At 61.4% G+C, this 23,988-nt stretch carries 21 protein-coding genes and 1 other RNA gene; 16 read left to right on the plus strand and 6 right to left on the minus strand.

The window, feature by feature from the left end:
• Nucleotides 1-10: 10 nt before the first annotated feature.
• The 3 genes from CO660_RS05765 to CO660_RS05775 form a co-directional block, all read right to left on the minus strand.
• The gene (locus CO660_RS05765) at nucleotides 11-808 is read right to left on the minus strand and encodes a GH25 family lysozyme (RefSeq protein WP_097597944.1); all 798 of its coding nucleotides are present in this window, start codon (nucleotides 806-808) and stop codon (nucleotides 11-13) included.
• A 127-nt stretch (nucleotides 809-935) separates the two neighbouring features.
• Nucleotides 936-1,610 (minus strand): class I SAM-dependent methyltransferase, encoded by a 675-nt coding sequence (locus CO660_RS05770; protein ID WP_097597945.1) that lies wholly within the window; start codon nucleotides 1,608-1,610, stop codon nucleotides 936-938.
• Nucleotides 1,607-2,851, minus strand: coding sequence for a DUF3419 family protein (locus CO660_RS05775; RefSeq protein WP_097597946.1), 1,245 nt, complete (start codon nucleotides 2,849-2,851; stop codon nucleotides 1,607-1,609). The genes CO660_RS05770 and CO660_RS05775 overlap by 4 nt, the downstream gene beginning before the upstream one ends.
• A 192-nt stretch (nucleotides 2,852-3,043) precedes the next feature.
• On the opposite strand from CO660_RS05775, the gene CO660_RS05780 reads away from it, so the two are divergent.
• Entirely contained in the window at nucleotides 3,044-4,465 is a 1,422-nt protein-coding gene (locus CO660_RS05780) for a serine hydrolase (RefSeq protein ID WP_097597947.1), read from the plus strand.
• A gap of 46 nt (nucleotides 4,466-4,511) precedes the next feature.
• Here the strand turns inward: CO660_RS05780 and CO660_RS05785 are convergent, their stop codons facing one another.
• The 3 genes from CO660_RS05785 to CO660_RS05795 form a co-directional block, all read right to left on the minus strand.
• Complete coding sequence (locus tag CO660_RS05785) at nucleotides 4,512-5,453, minus strand: lytic transglycosylase domain-containing protein (protein ID WP_085778794.1); 942 nt, start codon at nucleotides 5,451-5,453, stop codon at nucleotides 4,512-4,514.
• Nucleotides 5,454-5,598: 145 nt separating this feature from the next.
• On the minus strand, nucleotides 5,599-6,234 hold the full coding sequence (locus CO660_RS05790) for a LysE family translocator (protein WP_085778793.1): 636 nt from the start codon (nucleotides 6,232-6,234) through the stop codon (nucleotides 5,599-5,601).
• Nucleotides 6,235-6,292: 58 nt separating this feature from the next.
• Nucleotides 6,293-7,504 (minus strand): pyrophosphate--fructose-6-phosphate 1-phosphotransferase, encoded by a 1,212-nt coding sequence (locus CO660_RS05795; RefSeq protein WP_097597948.1) that lies wholly within the window; start codon nucleotides 7,502-7,504, stop codon nucleotides 6,293-6,295.
• 387 nt (nucleotides 7,505-7,891) lie between these two features.
• Here CO660_RS05795 and CO660_RS05800 point away from each other — a divergent pair, with 387 nt between their 5' ends.
• The 15 genes from CO660_RS05800 to ftsW all read left to right on the plus strand — a co-directional run bounded on the left by CO660_RS05800 (nucleotide 7,892) and on the right by ftsW (nucleotide 23,987).
• Nucleotides 7,892-8,599, plus strand: a complete 708-nt coding sequence (locus CO660_RS05800) for a DnaJ family molecular chaperone (protein ID WP_097597949.1) — start codon at nucleotides 7,892-7,894, stop codon at nucleotides 8,597-8,599.
• A complete protein-coding gene (locus CO660_RS05805) occupies nucleotides 8,596-9,357 on the plus strand; it encodes an N-acetylmuramoyl-L-alanine amidase (protein WP_097597950.1) in 762 nt (253 codons plus the stop codon). Before CO660_RS05800 ends, CO660_RS05805 begins: the two co-directional genes overlap by 4 nt.
• A gap of 261 nt (nucleotides 9,358-9,618) precedes the next feature.
• Nucleotides 9,619-10,242, plus strand: coding sequence for a lytic transglycosylase domain-containing protein (locus CO660_RS05810; RefSeq protein WP_097597951.1), 624 nt, complete (start codon nucleotides 9,619-9,621; stop codon nucleotides 10,240-10,242).
• Between the two features lie 116 nt (nucleotides 10,243-10,358).
• On the plus strand, nucleotides 10,359-11,546 hold the full coding sequence (locus tag CO660_RS05815) for an FAD-binding oxidoreductase (RefSeq protein ID WP_097597952.1): 1,188 nt from the start codon (nucleotides 10,359-10,361) through the stop codon (nucleotides 11,544-11,546).
• A gap of 10 nt (nucleotides 11,547-11,556) precedes the next feature.
• Nucleotides 11,557-12,732: an FAD-dependent oxidoreductase gene (locus CO660_RS05820; protein WP_097597953.1), complete on the plus strand. Its 1,176-nt coding sequence runs from the start codon at nucleotides 11,557-11,559 to the stop codon at nucleotides 12,730-12,732.
• Between the two features lie 56 nt (nucleotides 12,733-12,788).
• An RNA gene (rnpB, locus tag CO660_RS05825) (RNase P RNA component class A) lies at nucleotides 12,789-13,186 on the plus strand.
• Nucleotides 13,187-13,597: 411 nt separating this feature from the next.
• Nucleotides 13,598-14,035, plus strand: a complete 438-nt coding sequence (gene mraZ / locus CO660_RS05830; protein ID WP_221112217.1) for a division/cell wall cluster transcriptional repressor MraZ — start codon at nucleotides 13,598-13,600, stop codon at nucleotides 14,033-14,035.
• Between the two features lie 17 nt (nucleotides 14,036-14,052).
• Nucleotides 14,053-15,078, plus strand: a complete 1,026-nt coding sequence (gene rsmH / locus CO660_RS05835; protein ID WP_085778785.1) for a 16S rRNA (cytosine(1402)-N(4))-methyltransferase RsmH — start codon at nucleotides 14,053-14,055, stop codon at nucleotides 15,076-15,078.
• A gap of 1 nt (nucleotide 15,079) precedes the next feature.
• On the plus strand, nucleotides 15,080-15,568 hold the full coding sequence (locus CO660_RS05840) for a hypothetical protein (protein ID WP_097597954.1): 489 nt from the start codon (nucleotides 15,080-15,082) through the stop codon (nucleotides 15,566-15,568).
• Entirely contained in the window at nucleotides 15,568-17,325 is a 1,758-nt protein-coding gene (locus CO660_RS05845) for a penicillin-binding protein 2 (RefSeq protein WP_097597955.1), read from the plus strand. The genes CO660_RS05840 and CO660_RS05845 overlap by 1 nt, the downstream gene beginning before the upstream one ends.
• Before the next feature lie 6 nt (nucleotides 17,326-17,331).
• The gene (locus CO660_RS05850; protein ID WP_176536235.1) at nucleotides 17,332-18,852 is read left to right on the plus strand and encodes a UDP-N-acetylmuramoyl-L-alanyl-D-glutamate--2,6-diaminopimelate ligase; all 1,521 of its coding nucleotides are present in this window, start codon (nucleotides 17,332-17,334) and stop codon (nucleotides 18,850-18,852) included.
• Nucleotides 18,849-20,288 (plus strand): UDP-N-acetylmuramoylalanyl-D-glutamyl-2,6-diaminopimelate--D-alanyl-D-alanine ligase, encoded by a 1,440-nt coding sequence (locus CO660_RS05855; protein ID WP_097597956.1) that lies wholly within the window; start codon nucleotides 18,849-18,851, stop codon nucleotides 20,286-20,288. The genes CO660_RS05850 and CO660_RS05855 overlap by 4 nt, the downstream gene beginning before the upstream one ends.
• A gap of 22 nt (nucleotides 20,289-20,310) precedes the next feature.
• Entirely contained in the window at nucleotides 20,311-21,411 is a 1,101-nt protein-coding gene (gene mraY, locus CO660_RS05860; RefSeq protein WP_085778781.1) for a phospho-N-acetylmuramoyl-pentapeptide-transferase, read from the plus strand.
• Between the two features lie 7 nt (nucleotides 21,412-21,418).
• Nucleotides 21,419-22,831, plus strand: a complete 1,413-nt coding sequence (gene murD, locus CO660_RS05865; RefSeq protein WP_097597957.1) for a UDP-N-acetylmuramoyl-L-alanine--D-glutamate ligase — start codon at nucleotides 21,419-21,421, stop codon at nucleotides 22,829-22,831.
• Between the two features lies 1 nt (nucleotide 22,832).
• The gene (gene ftsW / locus CO660_RS05870; RefSeq protein ID WP_085778779.1) at nucleotides 22,833-23,987 is read left to right on the plus strand and encodes a putative lipid II flippase FtsW; all 1,155 of its coding nucleotides are present in this window, start codon (nucleotides 22,833-22,835) and stop codon (nucleotides 23,985-23,987) included.
• Nucleotide 23,988 lies beyond the last annotated feature (1 nt).

The following is a 23,988-nucleotide window of genomic DNA, read 5'->3' on the forward strand; positions in this document are numbered from 1 at the left end:
AAAGACGTTACTAAGAATTTCTATCCTTGGAAACGGCCGCGACCCAATTGTTCCAGTTCTTTGCGCTGCCGGCAAAGACGTTGATGTCGGTCGGCCCCTTGATGCCGGGAATAACGCCGGTCGAGGTATATTGCCAGAAGGCCCAGCGGCGGTCGGAATAGGTCACTTCGGGATGTTTCGCCACCGAGCGGACCCAGAAATGATAATCCTGGAAATAGCCCGCGAGATTGTCGCGGTGGAAATCCACCGAAGTATAGATGATCGGGCGCTTGCCGTAATAGGCCTCCAGCCGGTCCATGAAGCGCTGCATTTCGGAGCGCACCGTTACCGGGTCGGGACGATAGCGGCAGGTCTTCGATTCGGCGTTCCACTCGACGTCGAGCACCGGCGGCAGGCGCATGGCCTCCTTGGGCACGTTGCGGATGAACCAGTCGGCCTGCTCATCGGCCGAGGAGCAGAAATAATAGAAATGGTAGGGGGCGTGCGGGATGCCGGCGGCGCGCGCCTCGCGCCAATATTCGTCGAAGCGCGGATCGACACTGTCCTTGCCTTCCGTCGCCTTGATGAAGGCGAAGCCGACGCCGGAATTCCTCACCGTCGCCCAGTCGATGTCACCCTGCCATTTGGAAATGTCGATGCCGTGGATCGCGTTCTGCTGCGGATGCTTCGAGCCGAAATCCTGAGGATCGGTGTCCTGGAAGCGCGTCTTTGGCTTTATCGATGCGGTTTCGAGATAGTCATGACCGGAGGAGGAGCAGCCCGCCAGCAGGATGGCCAGGGGCAGAACGCAAAACAAAAGCCGGCGCATGGGTATCCCGTCGTGAACCGAATGATCTCTTTGCCCCACAGCCTGACCTTCGAAAATGACGAGCCCAGCAGAGGAATAACCCTCTTTTCATCATATCAACGTAAAAAATCGGTTAGTTTCAAGCGAATTATGAGCGCCTGCTGATAATGGCCGCCCGCCAGGCGTAACCGCCGCCGACTGTTTCAAAGGACAATCGCGCATTGTGTTCCTCGGCTTGCGCTTCCAGGACCTCCTGCAAATCGGCGCGCGGAGTGACATGGAATTTCGCAAGCCAGGCCTGCAGCATGTGGCGGAACCAAGGCGGCAGGCCTTCCTGCTGGCCGAAATCGACGATATGCAGCTGGCCACCGGGATTGAGTGCGGCGATCGACGCATCGACGGCGCGTTCCCAGTCAGGGATCATCGACAGGGCATAGGAGATCAGGATACGGTCGAAGCCGCTGACGCCGAATTCGCGCGGGGTAAACGCCGTGGCATCGGCGACGCGGAAATCCGGAATCGCCGCCTTGGTGGCGAAGGTCTTGCGAGCCGAGATCAGCATTTCCTGGGAAATGTCGAGGCCGAACAGCTTGGCGCTCGGGAAATGCCTGTGAGCCAAAGCCATGTTGCGGCCGGTACCGCAGCCGACTTCGAGCAGGGTGCCGCTGTCTGGCACGTCGAGATTGCGAATCGTGCTGTCGCGGCCGAGGAGGTAATATTTGCGGGTCAGGTCGTAGATATGGCGCTGGTAGCGGTACATGCCATCCATCAGGCTGGCATGTTGAGCGCTCTTTCCTGCCGTCTCGGCTCCGATCTTGCTCACGCCTTCTTCCCGTAAATGTGGAAGCCGCCGTAGATCGCCGAGCGATCGAGCGCGGTCAGCTCTCGCGACTTCTCTTCGAAATAATCCCATTGGTCGCGGATCGAAGGTGACAGACGGCCTTCGATGATGCTTCTTTCGGCGGCGGTACGGAAGATTACGCGAGCGCCTTCGCGCGCCGTGCGGGTGATCTCCCGCCAGACGTCGTTCAGCTGTCCGTCGGTCATCCAATCCTGCGCGTCGAGCAGGATATAACGGTCGCGGGAAGCCGCCGGCTCGCGGGCCAGAAGTTCGGTGAAGCTTGCGTGGTGGACGTTGACGCGGTCGATATTGGCGCGGATCACCTCGTAGTGCTCCGGCTTCAGATAGGTTGGCAGCGGGCCTTCTTCTTCGGTGCCGTAGCGGCGACCGAAGGCCTGCCAGGCGAAATAGTTGTCGCGCATCGGGAAATGACAAGCGAGCTTTTCCAGGCGATGCTTCAGCACCGGCGCGATCGAATGATCGTCAGCAAGACTTGCGAGCTCATCATATTGCTGCGGCGGAATGCCGAGGCCGAAGAGCGAACTTTTGCGGCCGGTGATCCAGCGTACGACCGGCTTTTCGAACAGGGGTGCGATCTGCTCGTCGAAGAACTGGCGCTGCTCGCGGATCGAACGGGTTTTGGTCATTTCGCGCAGCTTGACGCCGTGCAGACGGGCAAGGAGGTGGGCAGCACCGATGAAGCGGCCGAGCAGGCCGGTTTCATAGATGTTGCGGTCGAAGACGGTGACGCGGCGGCGGCCGAATTTGCGGCCGTTCCAGTAACTGCGCGTCGCCTCGTCGAGTTTGGCAGCGAGATGCTGATCATAAGCGCGGCTGTTCGATTTCTCGTTCGGCATCGCCAGGAAGCGGATGAGATCGGCGTGACAGGGAAGGTGCTTGAAGGCGGCAAGCTTCAGGCGGTTCAGCGCGATATGGTGCGGGTTGAGGTCGACGACGTCGATCGAAGCCGGCGCCTTGGAGAGATAGGCGAGCATGTTGCAGCCGCCCGAACCGATGGTGACGATGCGGTGATTGGGCTTCAACTCCATCGCCCGCATGTCGAGATCCGGATCCTCCCAGATCTGCGGATAGACGAGGCCGGAGAAGAGAAGACCGAAGAGCCGCTCGGAGAAGCCCTCCTTCGAAAAAGCCTTGTGGCGGAGAAGGGCGTCCTTGAGTTTCCGGTTCTTGCGGAAGCCGGCATCCGGTGCAAATTCTGACATGAGTCTGTCACCTTTTTAGCGTTCAGGGCGTGTAGCGCGCCACTGCTACAGTTTGATGACGTGGGCTGTGGGCCTGCGCCGTTCGGGAACATCGCCCTCCTCGGAAAGTGATTGGGTGACGGAATATTCTTCGCGCCGGCCCTTTCCGGCAGGCGGAATTCCTGCTTCTCTCCAAGCATTCGGAGGAATGCCATGCGATTTGTCCTGCGTGTCCTGAAGGCGCTTGCTCTCCTTGTCGTTCTCATCGTCGTTGCCGGCGCCGCCTGGCTGCTCGTCCGGCCGCCGGAGCTTCTGCGCGTCGGCGGCGGCTATGCCGCCAAGATCGTCTGCTCCAATGTCTTCATTGCCGGCCGGGAGGCGGATGATGTGCTCCATGACGATGTCCAGGCGCCCGGAAATCCGTTGCTTCGGCTGATGAGTGTAAGCGTCGATCGCGAAAACAGCCGTGTGACGGCGCGCTTCATGGGGCTGTTCGCGCCGAGTTACGCCTTCTATCGCAGCGGTCTCGGTTGTACGAGCGTGCCGGACGGCGACTTCGAGGCGGCGGCGAATGCCGTGCCCTTCGATGCGGCCGTCAAAGCGGAGACGAATGATGCCTTATGGCCGCAGGGCGAGGGCGTAGGTGATCCCGACGAGAAGATCGCCGCGCTGCTGGGCGATGCCGGACTTTCCGGCCCGGCGATGCGGGCGATCGTGGTGGTGCGTGACGGCCGCATCGTGGCCGAAGCCTATGGCGCCGGATTCTCGGCGAAGACGCCGCTGATCGGCTGGTCGATGACGAAGACGGTTAATGCGGCGATCCTGGGACGGCTGATGCTCGACGGCAAGATCTCCTTCGACGACGATCATCTTCTGGCGCAGTGGAAGGACGATGCGCGCGCCAATATCAAGGTTTCCGACCTGCTCGGCATGGAGAGCGGCCTTGCCTTCAATGAGAATTATGGCGATGTCGCGGATGTGACGCGCATGCTCTATCTCGATCCCGACATGGTGTCGCTGCCGGCCAATGCGCCGATGGAGGCTGCACCGGGGCAGCGCTTCCGCTATTCGAGCGGCACGGCGGTGCTCTTGTCGCGCATCTGGATGGACAGGGTAGGCAGCGCGCCGGCAGCCTTCTCCTATCCGCACGACGCGCTCTTCTCCCCACTCGGCATGACGAGTGCCATCTTCGAACTCGACGCGCGCGGCACCTTTGTCGGAAGCTCCTATCTGTACGCGACGGCGCATGATTGGGCCCGCTTCGGGCAGTTCCTGTTGCAGGATGGCGTGTGGAACGGCCAGCGGCTGTTGCCGGAGGGCTTCGTCGGCGCCATGCGCACGCCGACGGCGGCGTCGAACGGCCGGTATACGCAAGGTCAGGCCTGGCTTGCGCCCGGTGGCTCAAGCGCCGCGTTCGGGCTGCCCGAGGATACGTTCTGGCTCACGGGGCATGACGGGCAGAGTATGGCGATCGTGCCTTCCGCCAATCTGATCGTCGTCCGGCTCGGCCTGACACCAGGCTGGCTCGGCTATCAACCGCAGACGCTTCTGAAGGCAGTCCTGGCGGCGTTGCCGCAAGCGCGAGCGCCGCAACAGCAAGCCGAATCACACCGGCAGGCTCAACCGCAGCCGTAGGCTACGACCGCTGTTTCAATTGGTTTGTTTTGTTAGCTGCCCGGTTTCAGTAATTACCCTGGGCGACATCATTCATGCCCTTGCGCTTGGCGTCGTAGTAATAGCCCCGCGCATAGAGGCGGACAGCATCGTCTTCCTTGTTGTCGGAGACGAGCCAGGCGCCGCGCAGATATTTTGCGGCATATTTGATGTTGGTCTCGGCGTCGAAGAGGCCGCCCGGCGCACCGTCATAGCCCATAGATTTGGCGGTGTTGTATTTGATTTGCATGAGGCCGAAATAGCCGCGCTTGTTGTAAGCCTTCGGATTGTAGCGGCTCTCGCGATGGACGATGCGGTGGAGCAGCGTCTCGGGAATTTCGTAGATCTTCGAATATTTCTGGATGAGCTTGGTGACGAAGCTCTTCTCGACGGTCGGCGCATCGTCCCTGTCGTCGTCGCTGAACATCGGGGGAGCCGTCGGCGGATCGATCGGTCCTGACTCGTCGAAGCCGTAATCCATGGAACGCGGCGTGGTGTCGACTGCGGCAAGTGCTGCAAGCGCGCTGTTCTGCGGGGTGGCGGCAAAGGCAAGCTGCGTCGCCGGCTGTGACGGCGTTCCCGGGCGCGGCGTCGGCACGACGGATTGGATCGCTGTCATCTCGGGCGTCAGGGGGATCTGCGCATAGGCCGCCGGCTGTATGCCGGGCTGCATGGTCAGATCGGCAGGCTGGGAGCCCGGCGCGGTCGGCATCGCCGTTGCAGTAAGCGACGGAGCTGCCTGGGGAAGAACGCTGCCGGCGATCGCCTGGCCGGCAGCACCTTCAGCTGTCGGGACTGCGGCAAGCATCGCATCTTCGCCGGGCTTCGGCGTCGGCACCACGGTCTGAGCGGCTGTCAGTTCGGCCTGAGAGGTATATTCGACGCTCGTGCAGCCGGTGATCACGCCGCAGCAGAGCACCGTAGAAACGACAAGACTGCGTTTCAGGCCGGACAATCCGATCGCTACCATTCCGTCACTTTCGTGAAATCGCGCCGCCCCGGCAGCGTTATAAAAGTTACTAAAAAGCTTAAACCCGATGACCCCATTAACCTATTCGTTGCATTCCGGCAACCACGGAATATTTCTAAGCTGCAATAGCGCGATACGCGGATTTCTAAGCCGCAATACGGCGATACCCAGCCGTGACGGCGCCTGCAGCGATCAGCAGGGTGCCGCCGGTGCGGTTCACGGCGCGCTGAACGCTCGCCTTGCGAATCAGTCCGCGAGCGGAATGGGCCAGAAAAGCGTAGGTGGCGGCGTTGAGGATCGCCAGCACCAGGAAGGTCGCTTCCATGATCGTCATCTGCCCGAAGAAGGGCAGGGCCGGATTGAGGAACTGCGGCACGAAGGCGACGAAGAAGACGATACTCTTCGGATTGAGGGCGGTGACGATATAGGCGTGGAGGAAGATCTTAAGCGACTTTTCCTCCGGCAGATTGTCGTTGTCGGCGACCGGCTCGCCAATCACCGGAGCCCGCCAGAGCTTGATTCCCAGCCATATCAGGTAGGCGCCGCCGATCCACTTCAAGAGGGTGAAGAGGGCGGCGGAGGTGGCGAGCACCGCGCCGAGACCGAACAGGGACGCGGTCATTGCGGTGAAGTCGCCAAGCGCCACGCCGCTCACCGTCGCAAAGGCCGTCCGACGGCCATGACCGAGCGCATAGGAGACGACGAGCAGTATCGTCGGTCCCGGTATGGCCAGCATGATGGCGGATGCGGCAGCAAAAGCGAGCCAGGCTTCAAGCGACATGGAATCTCCTCCTATTCCGTCGGGAACAAGCAAAGACACCATATTAACCGTCCGTCAATCATGCTTCTTTGTATTTCTGGCCTATATTGTGCATGACTTCGGCAAACCATGCCGTCGACAGGTCAAAAGCTTTGCCACCTTTGATGCGGGGAAATTCTATAGTGCGCAACTTACCGTTCTGCGCTTCGTCATGGCCGGTGACGCCGGAGACCTTATTGAGCGCGCTTTCGACAGCGAGATCGACCATGCTCTGGATCAGCCTGAGGTCGTCGGCATTGGCCGGGGCCGAGCGAGCGAAATAGCCCGACTTCTGCACCAGCGAACGCTCTGCGTGCAGCAGGCTGGCGAATTGCTTCTGGAACCAGGCGCCGACATTGATCGTGTCGATCTTCACGTGACCGAAAGCGTCACGCTTGACGGTCTCACCCGCAGCTTCGCGCTCGGCGACGATGGCGTCGAGGCAGGCGCCTTCCGAGACGAAGACGGTGGCATGGCCGGTGCGGTCCATGATGTCCTTCAGGCGGGCGGCCTCGGCGTCGAGGTCGAAGGCCATTTCGGGCAGATAAACGGCGTCGATGCTCTTCAGATGCGCGTCCATCATCAGGCCGTCGACATATTGGTTGCGACTGGTGCGCTGAAGATAGGCATGGGCGGTGGCTGCCGTCAGCCAGCCGCAATGGCGGCCCATCACCTCATGGATGACGAGCGTGCGCGGCGCGGCCGTCTGCTCGTTGCTGACATTGTCGAAGAAATGCGCGCCGACTTCGGCGGCCGTCCAGGCGCCGAGCGACTGGCGGATGGGGACGACATCGTTGTCGACCGTCTTCGGCAGACCGACGACCGTCAGGTCGTAGCCGTTGGCGGCGAGGTAGGCGGCAAGGTCGGCGGCGGTGGTATTGGTGTCGTCGCCCCCGATCGTATGGAGAATGGTAATGCCGTCATCGGCAAGACGCTCGGCGGCGACCCTCAGCGGGTTTTCGCCTTCCTTGACAAGGCCGCGCTTGACGCAGTCGGCGGCATTGGTGAGCTTGACGCGGCTATTGCCGATCGGTGAGCCGCCATAGCGGTGCAGCAGCGGCGCCGTTTCTCGCATTTGACTGGTGATCTCGATGCGGTCACCGAGCAACACGCCCTGATAACCGGACTTATAGGCGACGATGTCGATTTCGGGCGCGACGTCGCTGTAGCGTTCGATGAGGCCGCCAACTGCGGAGGAAAGACAGGGCGCCAGGCCTCCGGCGGTCAGCATTGCGACTTTCTGTTTGGCCATGATCCCTCCTATGGTGTTCAGTGCGGCAGCGTTAGCTAGCGCATGGATGCGGCAGGGAAAGGGCTCTGTAAAGTAAAGAATTTACGAAAAAAGCGGCTTTTTGCCGGGTTGAACGGCGAAGGTGGCGCGAAGTATCGATATAATCGTTTCAAGCCTGCTTTGCTTGTCGGGAACTGTTTGTGGAAATCGGCGGCTAAGTATCGAGTGGAATCGTGCGGCACTCTCTTCCGGCAGATCCGGCGAAAGCGACCGACCGCTTGCTGCGATGCAATAATTACCGAATTGTGAAAACTGTTTTCGATCCTACGACCAATCGTCGCCTTGCAAAGGCTCAGATTCTTTGGTCAAGCTGATTGCTCATACTTGACAAGCGTGCGAGAGATTTCGATGTCCTTCTGGGAAAAACTGTTGAATGCCATTGGCACTACCGCGGGCAATGCGCTTTCCGCGGTCGTCGAGGCGATCCGAACGGTTTTCGAAGGTGATCCCGAAACTCGGCGCAAAGTGGCGTTTTCCGTTGCGATCATTGCGCTTTCGGCCAAGATGGCCAAGGCCGACGGCGTCGTCAGCGAGAAAGAGGTCGAGGCCTTCCGCGAGATCTTCGAATTTCCCGAAGATCAGGCCAAGAATGTTGCCAGGCTCTATAATCTCGCACGCCAGGATGTCGCCGGCTACGAAGCTTATGCCGAGCGGCTTTCGACGCTCTGCGTTACCTGCGCGGCCAATTGCCCGGTGCTGGAAGACGTGCTCGACGGCCTGTTCCACATTGCCAAGGCCGATGGGCTGATTCACGAGAAGGAGCTGAATTTCCTCAGCCATATCGCCGAGATCTTCCAGATGAGCGAGACACGTTTCGAGCAGATCGCCGCTCGCCACGTCTCGTCCGGCGGCGATCCCTACAAGGTGCTCGGCGTGTCGCCTTCCGACGATTTTCCGACGATCCGCCGCCGTTACCGCGGCCTCGTCAGCGAGCACCACCCAGATCGGCTGATCTCGCGCGGGGTGCCGAAGGAGTTTCATTTGATCGCCAATGAGCGCATGGCGGCGCTGAACGCAGCCTATGCGGCGATCGCGAAGGAACGCCGCGCCGCATGACCTCTTTCGAGGCCGATTACCGAGGCGCTTACGTGCGGCCGTCTCCCAACCACGGCGAGCGGGCGGACGGGCGGCGTCCCGATATGATCCTGCTGCACTATACGGGTATGCCGACGGCCGATGGTGCGCTCGACTGGCTCTGTCGGGACGAGAGCCAGGTTTCCAGCCATTATTTCGTGCACGAGAATGGCGAGGTGATTCAGCTCGTTCCGGAGGCGCGGCGCGCCTGGCATGCGGGCAAGAGCAGCTGGCACGGCGAGAGCGATATCAATTCGCTGTCGATCGGCATCGAAATCGCCAATGCCGGTCATCCCGGCGGCCTTCCCGACTATCCGAAAGAGCAGATCGCAGCAGTCATCGAATTGTGTCGCGACTGTGTCAAACGTTGGTCGATTGCGCCGGAAAGAGTGCTCGGGCATTCCGATGTCGCACCGATTCGCAAGGTCGATCCGGGCGAAAAATTCCCCTGGGCCGAGCTTCATCGGGCGGGTGTGGGCCATTGGGTCGAGCCAGCGCCGATCACCGGTGGGCGTTTCTTTCAGCGCGGGGACGCCGGCCAGCCGGTGGAAGCGCTGCAGTCGATGCTGTCGCTCTATGGTTACGGCACTGAAATTACGGGGGAATTCTCCGAAAAGACGGCCGGCGACGTCGAAGCTTTCCAGCGTCATTTCCGGCCCGGCCGGGTGGACGGGATCGCCGATTTCTCGACGATCGACACGCTGCACCGGCTGCTGTCGGCGCTACCGCGTTACTCTTGATTCTCGGAAATTACTGAACCGCGAAATTTCGCATTGCAGCGCGAAATTCGGCCTGCCACATCATTTCCCTATTATCTCCTCATTGCGATGGTCTAAGAACGTCCGCCAAGCGGTGCTCGGGGTTGTTTTTCGAGTTAAACCACGGGCGATATGTGAAACGATAAGAATTACCGTGAATCCCGATCGGTCCTTGATCTGGTATTCATTATGACAGCGAGGCGCGCGTCCGGAAATTCTTTGGGTCGGAGTGTTCAAGACTACATGAGAAAACTGATTGTTGTTGCTGCAACATGCGTTGGCATGGTGCTGGCGGGAAATAGCTTTGCGTTTGCGAATGATTGGGGTGTGCGAGCCGATGCGCCGGTGAAGAAAGTCGAGCGTCCTTCGAAGAACGCAGAGCGTCCGTTGAAGAAAGCGGAACGTTCGGTCAAGCCGGCGAAGCGTCCGCTCAAGACGGCGGAACGCCCGCTGAAGACGGTCGAGCGCCTGAGCGGTTATCCCGTCGCCAATGTTTCCGGCAATTCCTATTCAGGGCTGATCAGCAAATATGCGAACCAATATGCTGTACCGGTTGCGCTTGCGACCGCGGTCATCCGCGTCGAAAGCAATTTCAATCCGAATGCACGTGGCAGCCACGGTGAAATCGGCCTGATGCAGATAAAGCCTGCAACGGCCCGCATGATGGGTTATTCCGGCAGCGCCAAGGGCCTGTTCGATCCGGAAACCAACATCAAGTACGGCATGAAATATCTGGCTGCTGCTCATGATCTCGGTGGTGGAGAGACCTGCAACACCATCCTAAAGTATAATGCCGGCCACGGCGCAACGCGCATGAACCCGGTCTCGAAGACGTATTGCGGTAAGGTCCTAGCGATGCTCGACTGAGCCGCCGAGCGGACCGGAGGAAAATCCTCCGCCACTGTTTTTGCGATATGAATCGGCACGCGCGCCATGATATCCCAGTTCGAAACGAGGTGGGCCACCTCGAGATGAGGTGAGATATGGCAGTCGATTTCAGGTTCATCGTCATCGGACGCGGCATGATGGGGGCGGCGGCGGCACGGCACCTCTCCTCCATGGCCGACGGCATCGCGCTGATCGGCCCGCCGGAGCCCGAGGAGCGCAAGGTCCATCACGGCGTCTTTGCCAGCCATTATGACGAAGCACGCATTACCCGCACCTTCGACGGCAATCTTGCCTGGGGAACCTTCGCCGCGCGGGCGCTCCGGCGCTACCGCGAGATCGAGGCGAAGAGCGGCATTTCCTTCTTTTCGGAAGTCGGCTGCCTCTTTGCCGGTCCGCCGCCTAGGGATGAGCAGGATTTTCTTCTGAGGGCGCTGGCCGTCAGCCGGAGGCTCGGCAGCGATATCGAAACCGTCGCGCCGGCGGAGCTCGGGCAGCGTTTTCCCTATCTTACCGTCGGTCCTGATTTCAGTGGGTATTTCGAGCGCAAGCGCGCCGGGCACATCAATCCGCGGGCCCTAGTGCGCGCGCAAGCCAAGCTTGCCGAGGAGGGCGGCGTCTTGCTGATCGACGCGACCGTGACATCGGTGCGCGATACAGGCTCCTATGTCGAGGTGACGGCCGGCGACAGAAGCTACAGCGCCGAGCGCGTGTTGGTCGCGGCCGGGGCTTTCAGCAATTTCCATGCCCTGCTGCCGCGTCCCGTCGATTTGAGAGTGATGGCGCGCACCGTTGTCTTCTACGAAATCGGCGAGCGCGAGATGGCGGTTTTCGGCGACATGCCGTCGACCATCGTGCTTGGCGACCGGGAGGAGGACCACATCTATATCCTGCCGCCGGTGCGTTATCCCGACGGTAAGACCTATCTGAAGCTTGGCGGCGATACCGAAGCGCTTTCCTTCAGCCGGCTGGAAGAGGCCGGCACGTGGTTCCGTTCCGACGGCAGTGTGGCCGAGCGCGATCATCTCTCGCGCATCGCCCTGCAACTGATGCCGGAGCTTGCCGGCTGTCCGGCCACGTCGGCTCCGTGCGTGGCGAATTTCACGCCGACCGGTTATCCCTACGTCGGCTTCACGCCGTCGCCGCGGGTCGCAGTGCTGACCGGCGGCAATTTCGTCGCGGCCAAATCCTCCGATGAACTCGGGCGTCTCGGCGCCGTGCTTCTCAGGGAAGGGCGGCTCGGGGATGAGGATTTCGGCCGCGAGCTGACGCCAGTCTTCACTTGAGAGGAATATCATGGCAGTCGATTTCAAATATATCGTCGTCGGCCGCGGGCTGATGGGAGCCGCTGCCGCGCGGCATCTGGCGCGGCAGACTGATGGTGTCGCGGTGATCGGCCCGGACGAGCCTGATGATCGCAAGGCGCATCAAGGCGTTTTCGCCAGCCATTACGACGAGGGGCGCATTACCCGCACCATCGATCCCGACCGCAACTGGGCGCTGCTCGCCAATCGCTCGATCGGTCGCTACCGGGAGATCGCGAACGAGAGCGGCATCGACTTCTATCGGGAGGCCGGCTGCGTCGTCGTCGCGCCTGATGGAAGCGATTATCTTGAAAGGACTCGGCAGGCCGCCGTTTCGCTCGGCATCGAGACCAGGCTTCTGGACGTGGGCGGATTGAAGACTTCATTTCCCTTCTTTGCCTTTCCCGCCGGCAGTGCAGGTGTGTTCGAGGCGAGGGGCGCCGGACATATCAGTCCGCGCAAACTGGTGAATGCGCAATCACTGCTGGCAGAAAGGGCAGGCGCGACTGTCATCCGGGATCATGTGGTCTCGATCCGCGAGGAGGGCGGGCTGGCGACCGTCAACACTGCCGGAGGCCTCACCTATCGCGGTGAAAAAGTGCTGCTGGCGGCGGGCGGATTTTCCATTGCCGAGAATCTGTTGCCACGGCCAGTTGCCATGACGGTTTATGGCCGGACCGTCACGCTATTCCAGGTCGGCGAGGCTGATGCGCTCCGCCTTGGAGCGATGCCGTCACTCATTCTCGACGTGCCCGGCATCCACATCTATCTGCTGCCGCCGATCCGTTATCCCGATGGCAAACTCTACCTGAAGATCGGCGGCGATCCCGACGATCTGATTTTACACAACGACATCGAGATGCGGGCCTGGTTCAGGACCGAAGGGCGCGAGAGCGTGCGCTCGCATCTGCAGCGCATCATCGCCGACCTCGTGCCTGATATGACGCCGCTGTCGATTTCGACGGCCGCCTGCGTCGTCTCGTTTACGGAAAGCAGCTATCCGATGATCGGCTATACCTCTTCGCCCAGGATTGCGGTGCTGACGGGCTGCGCCGGCACCTCGGCCAAGAGTTCGGACGAAATCGGCAGGCTCGGCGCGGAGCTGCTTTTGTCAGGCAGAATCAACGAACAGGGCTACTCCACGGATTTCACACCTAATTTCCGTTAAGCCTGTCCCCTATATTTCAGTAGCAATTACGGGCTCTCTCGTTTATGGGAGCCCTGCCAGTTGGCCGGGCAGCCGCGCTTTACCAATGCCGAAAGGCGGTAAGGTGAGGAAAGTCCGGGCTCCACGGAAACACGGTGCCGGATAACGTCCGGCGAGGGCGACCTCAGGGAAAGTGCCACAGAAAGCAAACCGCCTGTCATGACAGGTAAGGGTGAAAGGGTGGGGTAAGAGCCCACCGCATCTCCGGCAACGGATATGGCACGGTAAACCCCACCGGGAGCAAGACCGAATAGGGATGACGCGGCGGGCCGAAACGCTCTCCGGCCGGTTTCCAGGCCAGTCATCCGGGTGGGTTGCGTGAGGCAGCGTGCGAGCGCTGCCCCAGAGGAATGGCTGCCACGTTCCGGTTCACGCCGGAGCCATACAGAACCCGGCTTACAGGCCAACTGGCGATTAACATCCGTGCTGCGGCAGGGCCGGGATTTCACCCTAAGCTGCTGAAACCAGCTGTTTTCAAGCTAATATTAACGCACTTTCTGGCTGTTTGTTTGTGTCACGCTACCAATGCGCGCCATGCTGAAAATGACGCCGCTAACCCTTTGTTAAACTTAACAGCTTATAAATGTTTGATCATGCGTCCGTTGCAAAACGGGCGTATCCCATTGACGCCCATATGGTCCCATGCTATCCCAAATGCGCACTGCATCAGGGCAATCATTTGCCCATTCATCGCAAAGCAAAGGCGTCTTCCTTTCCGGATGCGTCGGGTGGGATTTGGCTCATCCGGCTTGCGAAGCTGTGCCTGATATTGGGACTTTCGGGCGTCTTTTTGTCCGGCTCCCTGCGGAAACGGATGTTTCGAGTCATGAGCCGCTTCCTTTCGAACGCGACCAACAGGATCGACGCCAAGGGCAGGGTTTCCGTGCCTTCGGCATTCCGTTCCGTGCTGGCGCAGCGCAACGTCCAGGAGCTCTACTGTTTCCAGGACTTTGTGTTTCCGGCGATCAGCGTCGGCGGCCCGGATCTTCTCGAAAGATTCGAGCGGCAGATTGCTGCGGAAGATCCGTTTTCGCCGGACGCGAACGCGATGTCGCTTCTGATCCACGGAGGCGGGGTCTTCATGAAGCTCGATGCCGAGGGGCGGCTAATGGTCACGGATTTCATCCGCGACTTCACCGGCGTCTCGGACGAAGTGACCTTCGTCGGTCGGGCGGATCATTTTCAGCTCTGGCAGCCGCAGGTATTCTTGGCTGCGCAGGCGCAGGCACGAGGGGAGCGCAAGCTGGCGGGCAAGCGTTCCTGAAGGAACGAGGGAACGGAATGGTGACGAATCCTGGCGGAGGTTCAGCTGATGCCGGTGGCGGACCGGTTCGTCACATTCCTGTTCTTCTCAATGAAGTCCTCGCGGCGCTCTCGCCCGCACCCGGCAAGCTCATTCTCGACGGTACATTCGGCGCGGGTGGTTATAGCGCGGCCATTCTTGCGGCCGGGGCCGAGGTGATCGCGCTCGATCGCGATCCCAGCGCAATTGCCGCAGGCCAGGCCATGGTTGCCGCCCATGCCGGTCGTCTCACGCTCATTCACTCGCAGTTCTCGAATCTCGCCGATCATGCGCCGCGGGGCGGGCTCGACGGCGTCGTGCTCGATATCGGCGTCTCTTCCATGCAGATCGATGAGCCCGAGCGCGGCTTCTCCTTCCAGAAGAGCGGGCCGCTCGACATGCGCATGTCGGCAACAGGTGTTTCGGCCGCCGATGTCGTCAATCGCGCCAAGGTCGCGGATCTGATCCGCATCTTCCATTTTCTCGGTGAGGAAAACCAGGCGCCGCGAATCGCACATGCGATTGAGAAGCGGCGCGAGGAAAAGCCCTTCGAAACGACCCGCGATCTTGCCGGCCTCATCGAGCTGGTCACCCCGCGCAAGATGAAGGACAAGATCCATCCCGCGACGCGCGTCTTCCAGGCCTTGCGCATTTTCGTCAATGACGAGCTCGGGGAACTGGCGCAGGCATTGTTTGCGGCGGAACGAGCTCTGAAGCCCGGCGGCCGGCTCGTCGTCGTGACCTTTCATTCGCTTGAAGACCGCATCGTCAAGAAATTCTTCTCCGACCGCGCCGGCAAGGCGACGGGCTCGCGGCACCTGCCGGCCGCACATGAGCGGGCGGCGACCTTCACGGCGATCGGCAAGCCGATGGTTTCGGCGAGCGAGGCGGAGGCCGAAGCCAATCCGCGCGCCCGCTCCGCCAAGCTGCGCGCAGGCCTGCGGACGGAGGCGGCCGCCGAGGCGGCGGATATGTCGCTCTTCGGGTTTCCCAATCTTGCCTCTCTCGGAAAGCTCGGAGGTTGACATGCTGAAAACGTTCGATCTCGTGCTCATCGGCGTCATGACGGCGACTGCCGCTGTCACCTACACGATCAAGCATCGCGCCGAATTGAAGCTCGAGGAGGTTCATCGCCTCGAAGCCGAGATCAAACTCGAGAAGGACACAATCGATCTTCTCAAGGCCGATTGGGCGCTGCAATCGCAGCCGAACCGGCTGGAGCGGCTGGTCAACGCCTACAATGCGGAATTGCAGCTGCAGCCGACGGATTCGACGGCGCTCGTGCATGCGAAGGAGCTGCCGATGCTGAAATCCGAGGTTCCGGTACCCGACGTAACGGAGGCCAAAGCCGGTGCCAGGGGTGCGACCGTGGCCAGCGCCAAAGGCGCAACCGGCAAAGCGCAGCCCCCGCCGATGCCCGTGCCACGCGGCGCAGCACAGCAGCGAGACGCTGTCGAGCAGCGTGGTGTGGTGGCGGATGAAGCAGACGAGATCGAAACGGGGTCGGTGGAATAATGTCGTTTCTTTCCCGCATCATGGTCCTGAAGAGCCAGGCGCATTTCTCCGCCGGCGTCTATAACCGCTTCGGCGGCCCTTCTGCCGGCGTGGCCATCGAGGGGTCGCGCAAGAAGAAGACGGGGCAGGCAAAAAGCCGCGTAGGGCTGCTGATCCTTGGCTTCATGGGTCTCTATGTCGTCATCGGTGGCCGTCTGGTCGAATATGCCATGAAGGATCAGGAGGTCGTCTCCAGCATCCTGCCGCCCGACCGGCTGATGGCCTCGCGGCCCGACATTCTCGATCGCAACGGCGAGGTGCTGGCGACCGACATCCGAACGGTCTCGCTGTTTGCCGAGCCGAACAAGATCGTTGACGTCGACGAGGCGGTGGAGAAGCTTGCAACTGTTCTGCCGGAGCTCGACGTCAAGGACACCTACAAGAAGCTTTCCGTCAAGAGCTCGCATTTCGCCTGGCTGCGCCGGCAGCTGACGCCGAAGCAGCAGAGCCAGATCCTGGCGCTCGGCATTCCCGGCATCGGCTTCCGGCCGGAGAAGCGCCGCTTCTATCCCGGCGGCTCGACCGCGGCGCACATCCTCGGCTATGTCAACATCGACAACCGCGGCGTGGCCGGCATGGAGAAGTTTATCGACGACCAGGGGCTCGCCGATCTCGCCTCGGTCGGGATGACAAGCGACCAGCCGCTGGAGCCGGTGCGGCTGTCGATCGACCTGCGCGTGCAGAACATCGTTCGCGATGCGGTCGTCAACGCCGTCAACAATTTCCAGTCCAAGGGGGCCGGCGCGGCTGTTATCGACGTGCACACCGGGGAAGTGCTCGGCATGGCATCGGCCCCCGACTTCGATCCGAACAATCCGCAGGAGGGCGCCAAGGAAGGCTGGCTCAACCGGATGACGAACGGCACCTTCGAAATGGGGTCGACCTTCAAGACCTTCTCGCTGGCGATGGCGCTCGACAGCGGCAAGGTGAAGATGTCGGACACATTCGACGCCAGCAAGCCGATCTATATCGGCGGCTTCACCATCCATGACTTTCACGGGCAGCGCCGCTGGCTGACTGTTCCCGAAATCTTCCAGTATTCCTCGAACATCGGCACGGCGCGCGTGATCGATCTCGTCGGCATCGACTCGCAGAAGGATTATCTGACCAAACTCGGCCTGTTGACGAAGATGCAGACCGAGTTGCCGGAAGTGAAGATGCCGAGCCAGCCGCGTGTCTGGAAGAAAATCAATTCGATCACAATTTCCTTCGGTCACGGTGTTTCGACGACCGCGCTGCAGACGGGCGTGGCGGCGGCTGCTCTGGTGAACGGCGGCAAGCTGATCGAGCCGACATTCCTGCCGCGCACCCGCGAAGAGGCCGATCAGATCGCCAAGCAGGTGCTCAAGAAGTCGACCAGCGACGAAGTGCGCTACCTTCTGGATTTCAATGGCTACAAGGGGTCGGGGCGCGTCGCCCGCGTGCCGGGCTTTGCCGTCGGCAGCAAGACCGGTACGGCGGACAAGGTGGTGAACGGGCGTTATTCCTCGACGCTCAACTTCAACTCCTTCATCTCCGCCTTCCCGATCGATAATCCCCAATATGTCGTCATCACCTTCTGCGACGAGCCGAAAACAGGCGAAAAGCAATATGGTGGAACGATCTCCGCCGGTACTGCCGGCCCGATCGCTCGTGAGATCATCCGCCGCGCGGCTCCCATTCTCGGCATCGAGCCGAAATTTGGGGAGGGCGGTTCGGCCTTGCTGGTGTCTTATTGAGTGTGAATGAATACCGACGCCGATTCGCGAGGGGTGAACCGGCTTCAAGAGAGAAAAGTGCGTTCGATGAAATTGCGAGACTTGGCCGGAGATCAGTTTCCGGAACTTGAAGCACAGCTCGAAGGCCCGGCAGGCTTGCTTGATATCTCAGGCCTGTCTTCGGATAGCCGCAAGGTGGAACCGGGCATTGCTTTTGTCGCGGTCGCCGGCACCAAGGCGGATGGCGCGGGCTTCATCGCGGATGCCGCCGGCCGCGGGGCCGCCGTCGCGATCACCTCCCAGGCTGTCGATGCTCCCATCCCGGTGCTTGCGGTCAAAGAACCGCGCCGCTTTCTTTCCATCGCCGCCGCCCGCTTTTACGGCAGGCAGCCTGAAACCATGGTCGCCGTCACCGGCACGGCAGGCAAGACTTCGGTCGCCTCTTTTACCCGCCAGATCTGGGCACATGCCGGTCATGCAGCCGCGATGATTGGCACAACAGGTGTCGTTTCGCCGACGCGCAATGAATATGGCGCGCTGACGACGCCGGATCCGGTGTCGTTGCACAAACTACTGGCCGAGCTCGCCGACGAGGGTGTTACGCATGCCTCGATGGAGGCTTCCAGTCACGGCCTCGACCAGTGCCGTCTCGACGGTGTCAGGCTCGCCGCCGCAGCCTTCACCAATCTCGGCCGCGATCACATGGATTATCATCCCACGATCGAGGCCTACATGGCCGCCAAGATGCGGCTGTTCGATACGCTGCTGCCCAAGGGTGCGCCGGCGGTCGTCTTCGCGGACGATGCGTGGTCGGCACAGGCCGTCAAGGTGGCTGCCGATGCCGGTCATGACGTCCGCACCGTCGGGCGCAAGGGTCAATATCTGTCACTGAAACGCGTCGAGCATTTCCGCCACAAGCAGACGGCCGAGATCCATATCGGTGACGAGATCTTCGAGGTGGATATTCCACTGGCCGGCGATTTCCAGGTCGCCAATGCGCTGGTCGCGGCGGGCCTTGCCATGTCCACTGGGGTCGAGCCGAAGGTCGCGATGGCGGCGCTTGAAAAACTGGCCGGCGCGTCCGGCCGCCTCGAACTGGTCGGCCATACCAAAGATGGCGCACTCGCTTACGTCGATTATGCCCACAAGCCGGATGCGTTGGAAAATGTGCTGAATTCGGTGAGGCCCTTCACCACCGGCCGCGTCATCGTCGTCTTCGGCTGCGGCGGCGACCGTGACCGCGGCAAGCGGCCGATCATGGGTGAAATCGCCTGCCGCCTTGCCGATGTCGTGATCGTCACCGACGATAATCCGCGTTCGGAGGAGCCGGCTGCGGTCCGGGCCGAGATCATGGCGGGAGCAGGTTGCGCCTCCGAGATCGGCGATCGCGCGTCGGCTATCCGTGAGGCGGTTGGCATGCTGAAATCCGGCGATACGCTGATCGTCGCCGGCAAGGGGCACGAGGAAGGGCAGACGATCGGGAGCGTCACACTGCCGTTCTCCGATCATGCGGAGGTGCGCAAGGCCTTGGAGGAACTGAAATCTTGAGCTGGCTCTGGACGACCGAGGACATGATTGCAGCAATGGCGGGGCGCCCTTTCGGCACTTTGCCCGAAGGCATCACCGGCATTTCCATCGACAGCCGCTCGATTACATCAGGCGAAGCGTTCTTCGCCATCAAGGGTGACCGTGTCGACGGTCACGACTATGCATCGATGGCGATGGCGAACGGCGCTTCCCTTCTCGTCGTCAGCGAGGCGAGGCTTCCTGCCCTCGGCCGCCTGACGGTACCGATGATCGTCGTCGACGACGTGCTGGCGGCACTCGGGCGTCTGGGGCAGGCTTCTCGCGAGCGCTCGCGGGCAAAGATCATCGCCGTCACCGGTTCCGTCGGCAAGACGACCACCAAGGAGATGCTGCGGCACGTGCTGTCGCCATCGGGCAAGGTGCACGCCTCCGTCGCTTCCTTCAACAATCACTGGGGCGTGCCGCTGACACTGGCGCGGATGCCTGATGACACGGATTACGGCGTCTTCGAAGTCGGAATGAATCATCCCGGCGAGATCCGACCGCTGGTGGCCATGATCCGTCCCGATGTCGCCGTCATCACGACGATCGCACCGGCGCATCTCGGCAATTTCAAGAGCATAAAGGAGATCGCTGCCGCGAAAGCAGAGATCTTCGAGGGGCTCGAGCCCGGCGGCCATGTTGTGCTCAACCGGGACAATGACCAGTTCAATTTCCTCGATCGAACGGCGCAGTCGCTCGGCATCGAGCATATTCATTCCTTCGGCCAGCATGCCAAAGCGGAATTCCGGCTCGCGGAATTCAACGGTGCGGACGAGAATTCGACACTATGGCTGACGATCGGCGGAGAGACGCTGGAGGTGGCGATCGGTGCGCCGGGCCGCCATATCGCCGAAAATGCGCTCGCTGCCCTCGGTGTCGTCACGATCGTCGGCGCCGATCTGGACAAGGCGATTGCGGCACTTGCGACGCTGAAGCCGGAAAAGGGCAGGGGCAAACGCCACCGGCTGTCGATCGGCGGCGGTAACGGCAGCTTCACGCTGATCGACGAGAGCTACAATGCCAATCCCGCCTCGATGCGGGCGGCGATCGCGTTGCTCGCAGCAGCCGAGCCGACTGGGCGCGGACGCCGTATCGCCGTGCTCGGAGACATGCTCGAGATGGGCGAGTATGCCGAAAAGGTCCACAGCGATCTCGCCGGACCGCTGCTTGCGGCCGGCATCGAACATGTCTGGCTCGCAGGCGCCGAAATGGCTGCGCTGAAGGAATCACTGCCGGAAAGCGTCCACGTCCAGTATTGCGAAAAGACGGACGACATGACGGACTATGTCTTGAATTCGGTCGCACCGGGCGACGTGTTGATGGTGAAATCGTCTCTGGGCATTGGTTTCGGCAAGATCGTCGCCGCGCTCCTTGACAAGTTCCCGGCATTTGCCGACACGCAACGCGAACTTTGATCGGGTAAACAAGGGGCCCTGAATGCTGATCTGGCTTGTCGAACTGTCGGAATATTTCAAATTTCTGAATCTGTTCAGATATATCACTTTCCGCACAGGGGCCGCTCTCTTCACCTCCGCATTGATCGTCTTCCTGTTTGGGCCGACGATCATCAATTCGCTGCGCATCCGCCAGGGCAAGGGCCAACCGATCCGCGCCGACGGGCCGCAGACGCATTTCAAGAAGGCCGGTACGCCGACCATGGGCGGCCTGATGATCCTGGCCGGCATCGTCGGCGCTTCGCTGCTCTGGGCCGATCTTTCCAACGTCTATGTCGTCGCCACGCTGCTGGTGACGCTGGGATTCGGGGCGATCGGCTTTTATGACGATTATCTCAAGGTGACCAAGCAGAGTCACAAGGGCTTCTCCGGCAAGGCGCGCCTCGGCATCGAGTTCGTCATTGCCGGTATTGCGGTCTATTTCATGATGCGCACGGCCCTTGCCTCCGGGGCGGCGGGCTCGACCTTTGGCTCTTCAATCGCCTTTCCATTCTTCAAGGACTTCCTGATCAATCTCGGCATTATGTTCGTCGTCTTCGGCGGATTCGTTATTGTCGGTGCCGGCAATGCCGTGAACCTGACTGACGGCCTCGATGGGCTTGCCATCGTGCCTGTGATGATCGCCGCCGCCTCTTTCGGCGTCATCGCCTATCTCGCCGGCAACGTCGTGTTTGCGAACTACCTGCAGATCAATTTCGTGCCTGGCACCGGCGAGCTTGCCGTCGTGCTCGGCGCCGTCATCGGCGCCGGCCTCGGCTTCCTTTGGTTCAACGCGCCTCCCGCCGCCATCTTCATGGGCGATACGGGCTCGCTTGCGCTCGGCGGCACCATCGGCACCGTTGCCGTCGCCACCAAACATGAGATCGTCATGGCAATCATCGGCGGTCTTTTCGTCATGGAGACGCTGTCGGTCATCATCCAGGTGGGCTTTTTCAAGATGACCGGCCGGCGCGTCTTCCTAATGGCGCCGATCCATCATCACTTCGAGAAGAAGGGCTGGACCGAGAGCCAGGTGGTGATCCGTTTCTGGATCATCGCCGTCGGCCTCGCTCTGCTCGGCCTCTCGACGCTGAAACTCCGGTGAGGCGGCGATGATCCCGGTCACGACGCTCAAGGACAAGAAGGTCGCGCTCTTCGGGCTCGGCGGCTCCGGTTTTGCCACTGCCCGCGCGCTGGTCGCCGGCGGCGCCGAGGTGACGGCCTGGGACGACAATCCCGACAGCGTCGCCAAGGCCTCGGCGGAAGGCATCCGGACGGAGGATCTGCACAATATCGACTGGGGTCAGCAGGCGCTGTTCGTGCTGTCGCCCGGCGTGCCGCTCACCCATCCGAAGCCGCACTGGACAGTGGACCTTGCGTGGGCGGCCGGCGTCGACATCGTCGGCGACGTCGAGCTCTTCGTGCGCGAGCGCCGCGCCCATGCGCCGGATTGCCCCTTCATCGCCATAACAGGCACCAACGGCAAATCGACGACGACGGCGCTGATCGCCCACATACTGAAATCCGCCGGCTACGACACCCAGCTCGGCGGCAATATCGGCACGGCGGTGCTGACGCTCGATCCGCCGAAGGCGGGACGTTTTTACGTCGTCGAATGCTCTTCCTACCAGATCGATCTGGCGCCGACGCTGAACCCTTCCGCGGGCATCCTGCTCAATCTGACGCCCGATCATCTCGATCGTCACGGCACGATGCAGCACTACGCCGACGTCAAGGAACGCCTGGTTGCGGGCAGCGATGTCGCGATTGTTGGCATCGACGACAGCCATTCGGCATTGATCGCGGACCGCATCGAGCGGGCTAATGTCAAAGTGGTCCGCATCTCGCGCCGGAGTGTGGTGGCTGACGGTATTTATGCCGAGGGCACCAAGCTCGTTCAGGCCGCTGGCGGCGCCATGCTGCCTTTCGCCGATCTCGACGGCATCCAGACGCTGCGTGGCAGCCACAATGCACAGAATGCCGCCGCGGCGGTTGCCGCCTGCCTTGCCATCGGGGTTTCCCACGACGCCATCCGCGCCGGCCTCGCCTCTTTCCCCGGCCTTAAGCATCGCATGCAGCCTGTGGGCAAACGAGGTCGCGTCGTCTTCGTCAACGATTCGAAGGCGACGAATGCCGATGCGGCCGCACCGGCGCTTTCAAGCTACGATCGCATCTACTGGATTGCCGGCGGCTTGCCGAAGGCGGGCGGCATCACGACGCTGGCGCCCTATTTCCCGCGCATCGCCAAGGCCTATCTGATCGGCGAGGCGGCGGCGGAGTTCGCTGCCACCCTCGGCGAGGCCGTGCCCTACGAAATCTCCGGCACGCTGGAGCGCGCAGTCGTACATGCGGCGGCCGATGCGGAGCGCGACGAAGCTGCTGCTTCCGCCGTGATGCTATCCCCGGCTTGCGCAAGCTTCGACCAGTATAAGAATTTCGAAGTCAGGGGCGATGCCTTCGTCAGCCATGTGGCCGCCCTTGACGGAATGACGATGCTGATCGATTCGGCAATAGGAGAGAAATGACATGGTAAGCCGCGCGGAACGTGGGCCTCTGGCCGATTGGTTCTGGACCATCGACCGCTTCTTCCTGGCGATGTTCATCTTCCTGATGGGCATCGGCTTCATGCTGTCGTTTGCGGCATCTCCAGCTGTTGCCGAGCGCATCGGGCTCGAACCCTTCCACTTCGTCAAGCGTCATGCGGCCTTCATGATCCCCTCGATCGCCGTCATGCTCGGGCTGTCCTTCCTGACGCCGCGCCAGGTGCGGCGAACCGCAATCCTGCTTTTGATCATCTCGCTTGCGATGATGGTGCTGGTGCTGTTCGTCGGGCAGGAGGTCAAGGGCGGCAGGCGCTGGATCTGGATCGCCGGCCTTTCGATCCAGCCGTCGGAATTCATGAAGCCCGCTTTCGTCGTCGTCTGCGCCTGGCTGTTTGCCGAGCATGCGCGTCAGCCTGAAATCCCCGGCAATCTCTTTGCCATTATCTTGTTCGGCATTGTTGCCGCGCTGCTCGTTGCGCAGCCCGACCTCGGCCAGACCATCCTGACGACCGCCGTCTGGGGTGGCATGTTCTTCATGGCCGGCATGCCGTGGATCTGGATCATGCTGCTCGGCATCGGCGGCGCCGGCGGTCTGCTCGGCGCCTACTACGTCTTTCCGCACGTTGCGCTGCGCATAGACAAGTTCATGACCGGCGAGGGCGACACGTTCCAGATCGACACGGCTCGTGAGGCGATCATCCGCGGCAGCTGGTTTGGTCAGGGACCGGGCGAGGGCATCGTGAAGCGCATCATCCCGGACGCGCATACCGACTTTATCTTCTCCGTCGCTGCCGAGGAATTCGGCATCGTCTTCTGCATGGCGCTCGTCGCGCTGTTTTCGGTGCTGGTGCTGCGCGGCCTGTCGCATGCCTATCGCGAGCGCAACGATTTCAACCGTTTTGCCGTCGCCGGTCTCGTGCTGCAGATGGGCATCCAGTCGATCATCAACATCGGCGTCAACCTCGAGTTGCTGCCGGCAAAGGGCATGACGCTGCCGCTTATCTCCTACGGCGGCTCGTCCATGGTGGCGATCTGCGTCACCGCCGGCTTTATTCTGGCGCTGACGCGCCATCGCCCGGAAAAACGTGCGCAGGACCGGAGCCTCTTCCGCGTCCCGCACGGAATGCCCGCGGAGTAAG

Source organism: Rhizobium sp. L9 (genome assembly GCF_002531885.1).
Taxonomy (GTDB): Bacteria; Pseudomonadota; Alphaproteobacteria; order Rhizobiales; family Rhizobiaceae; genus Rhizobium.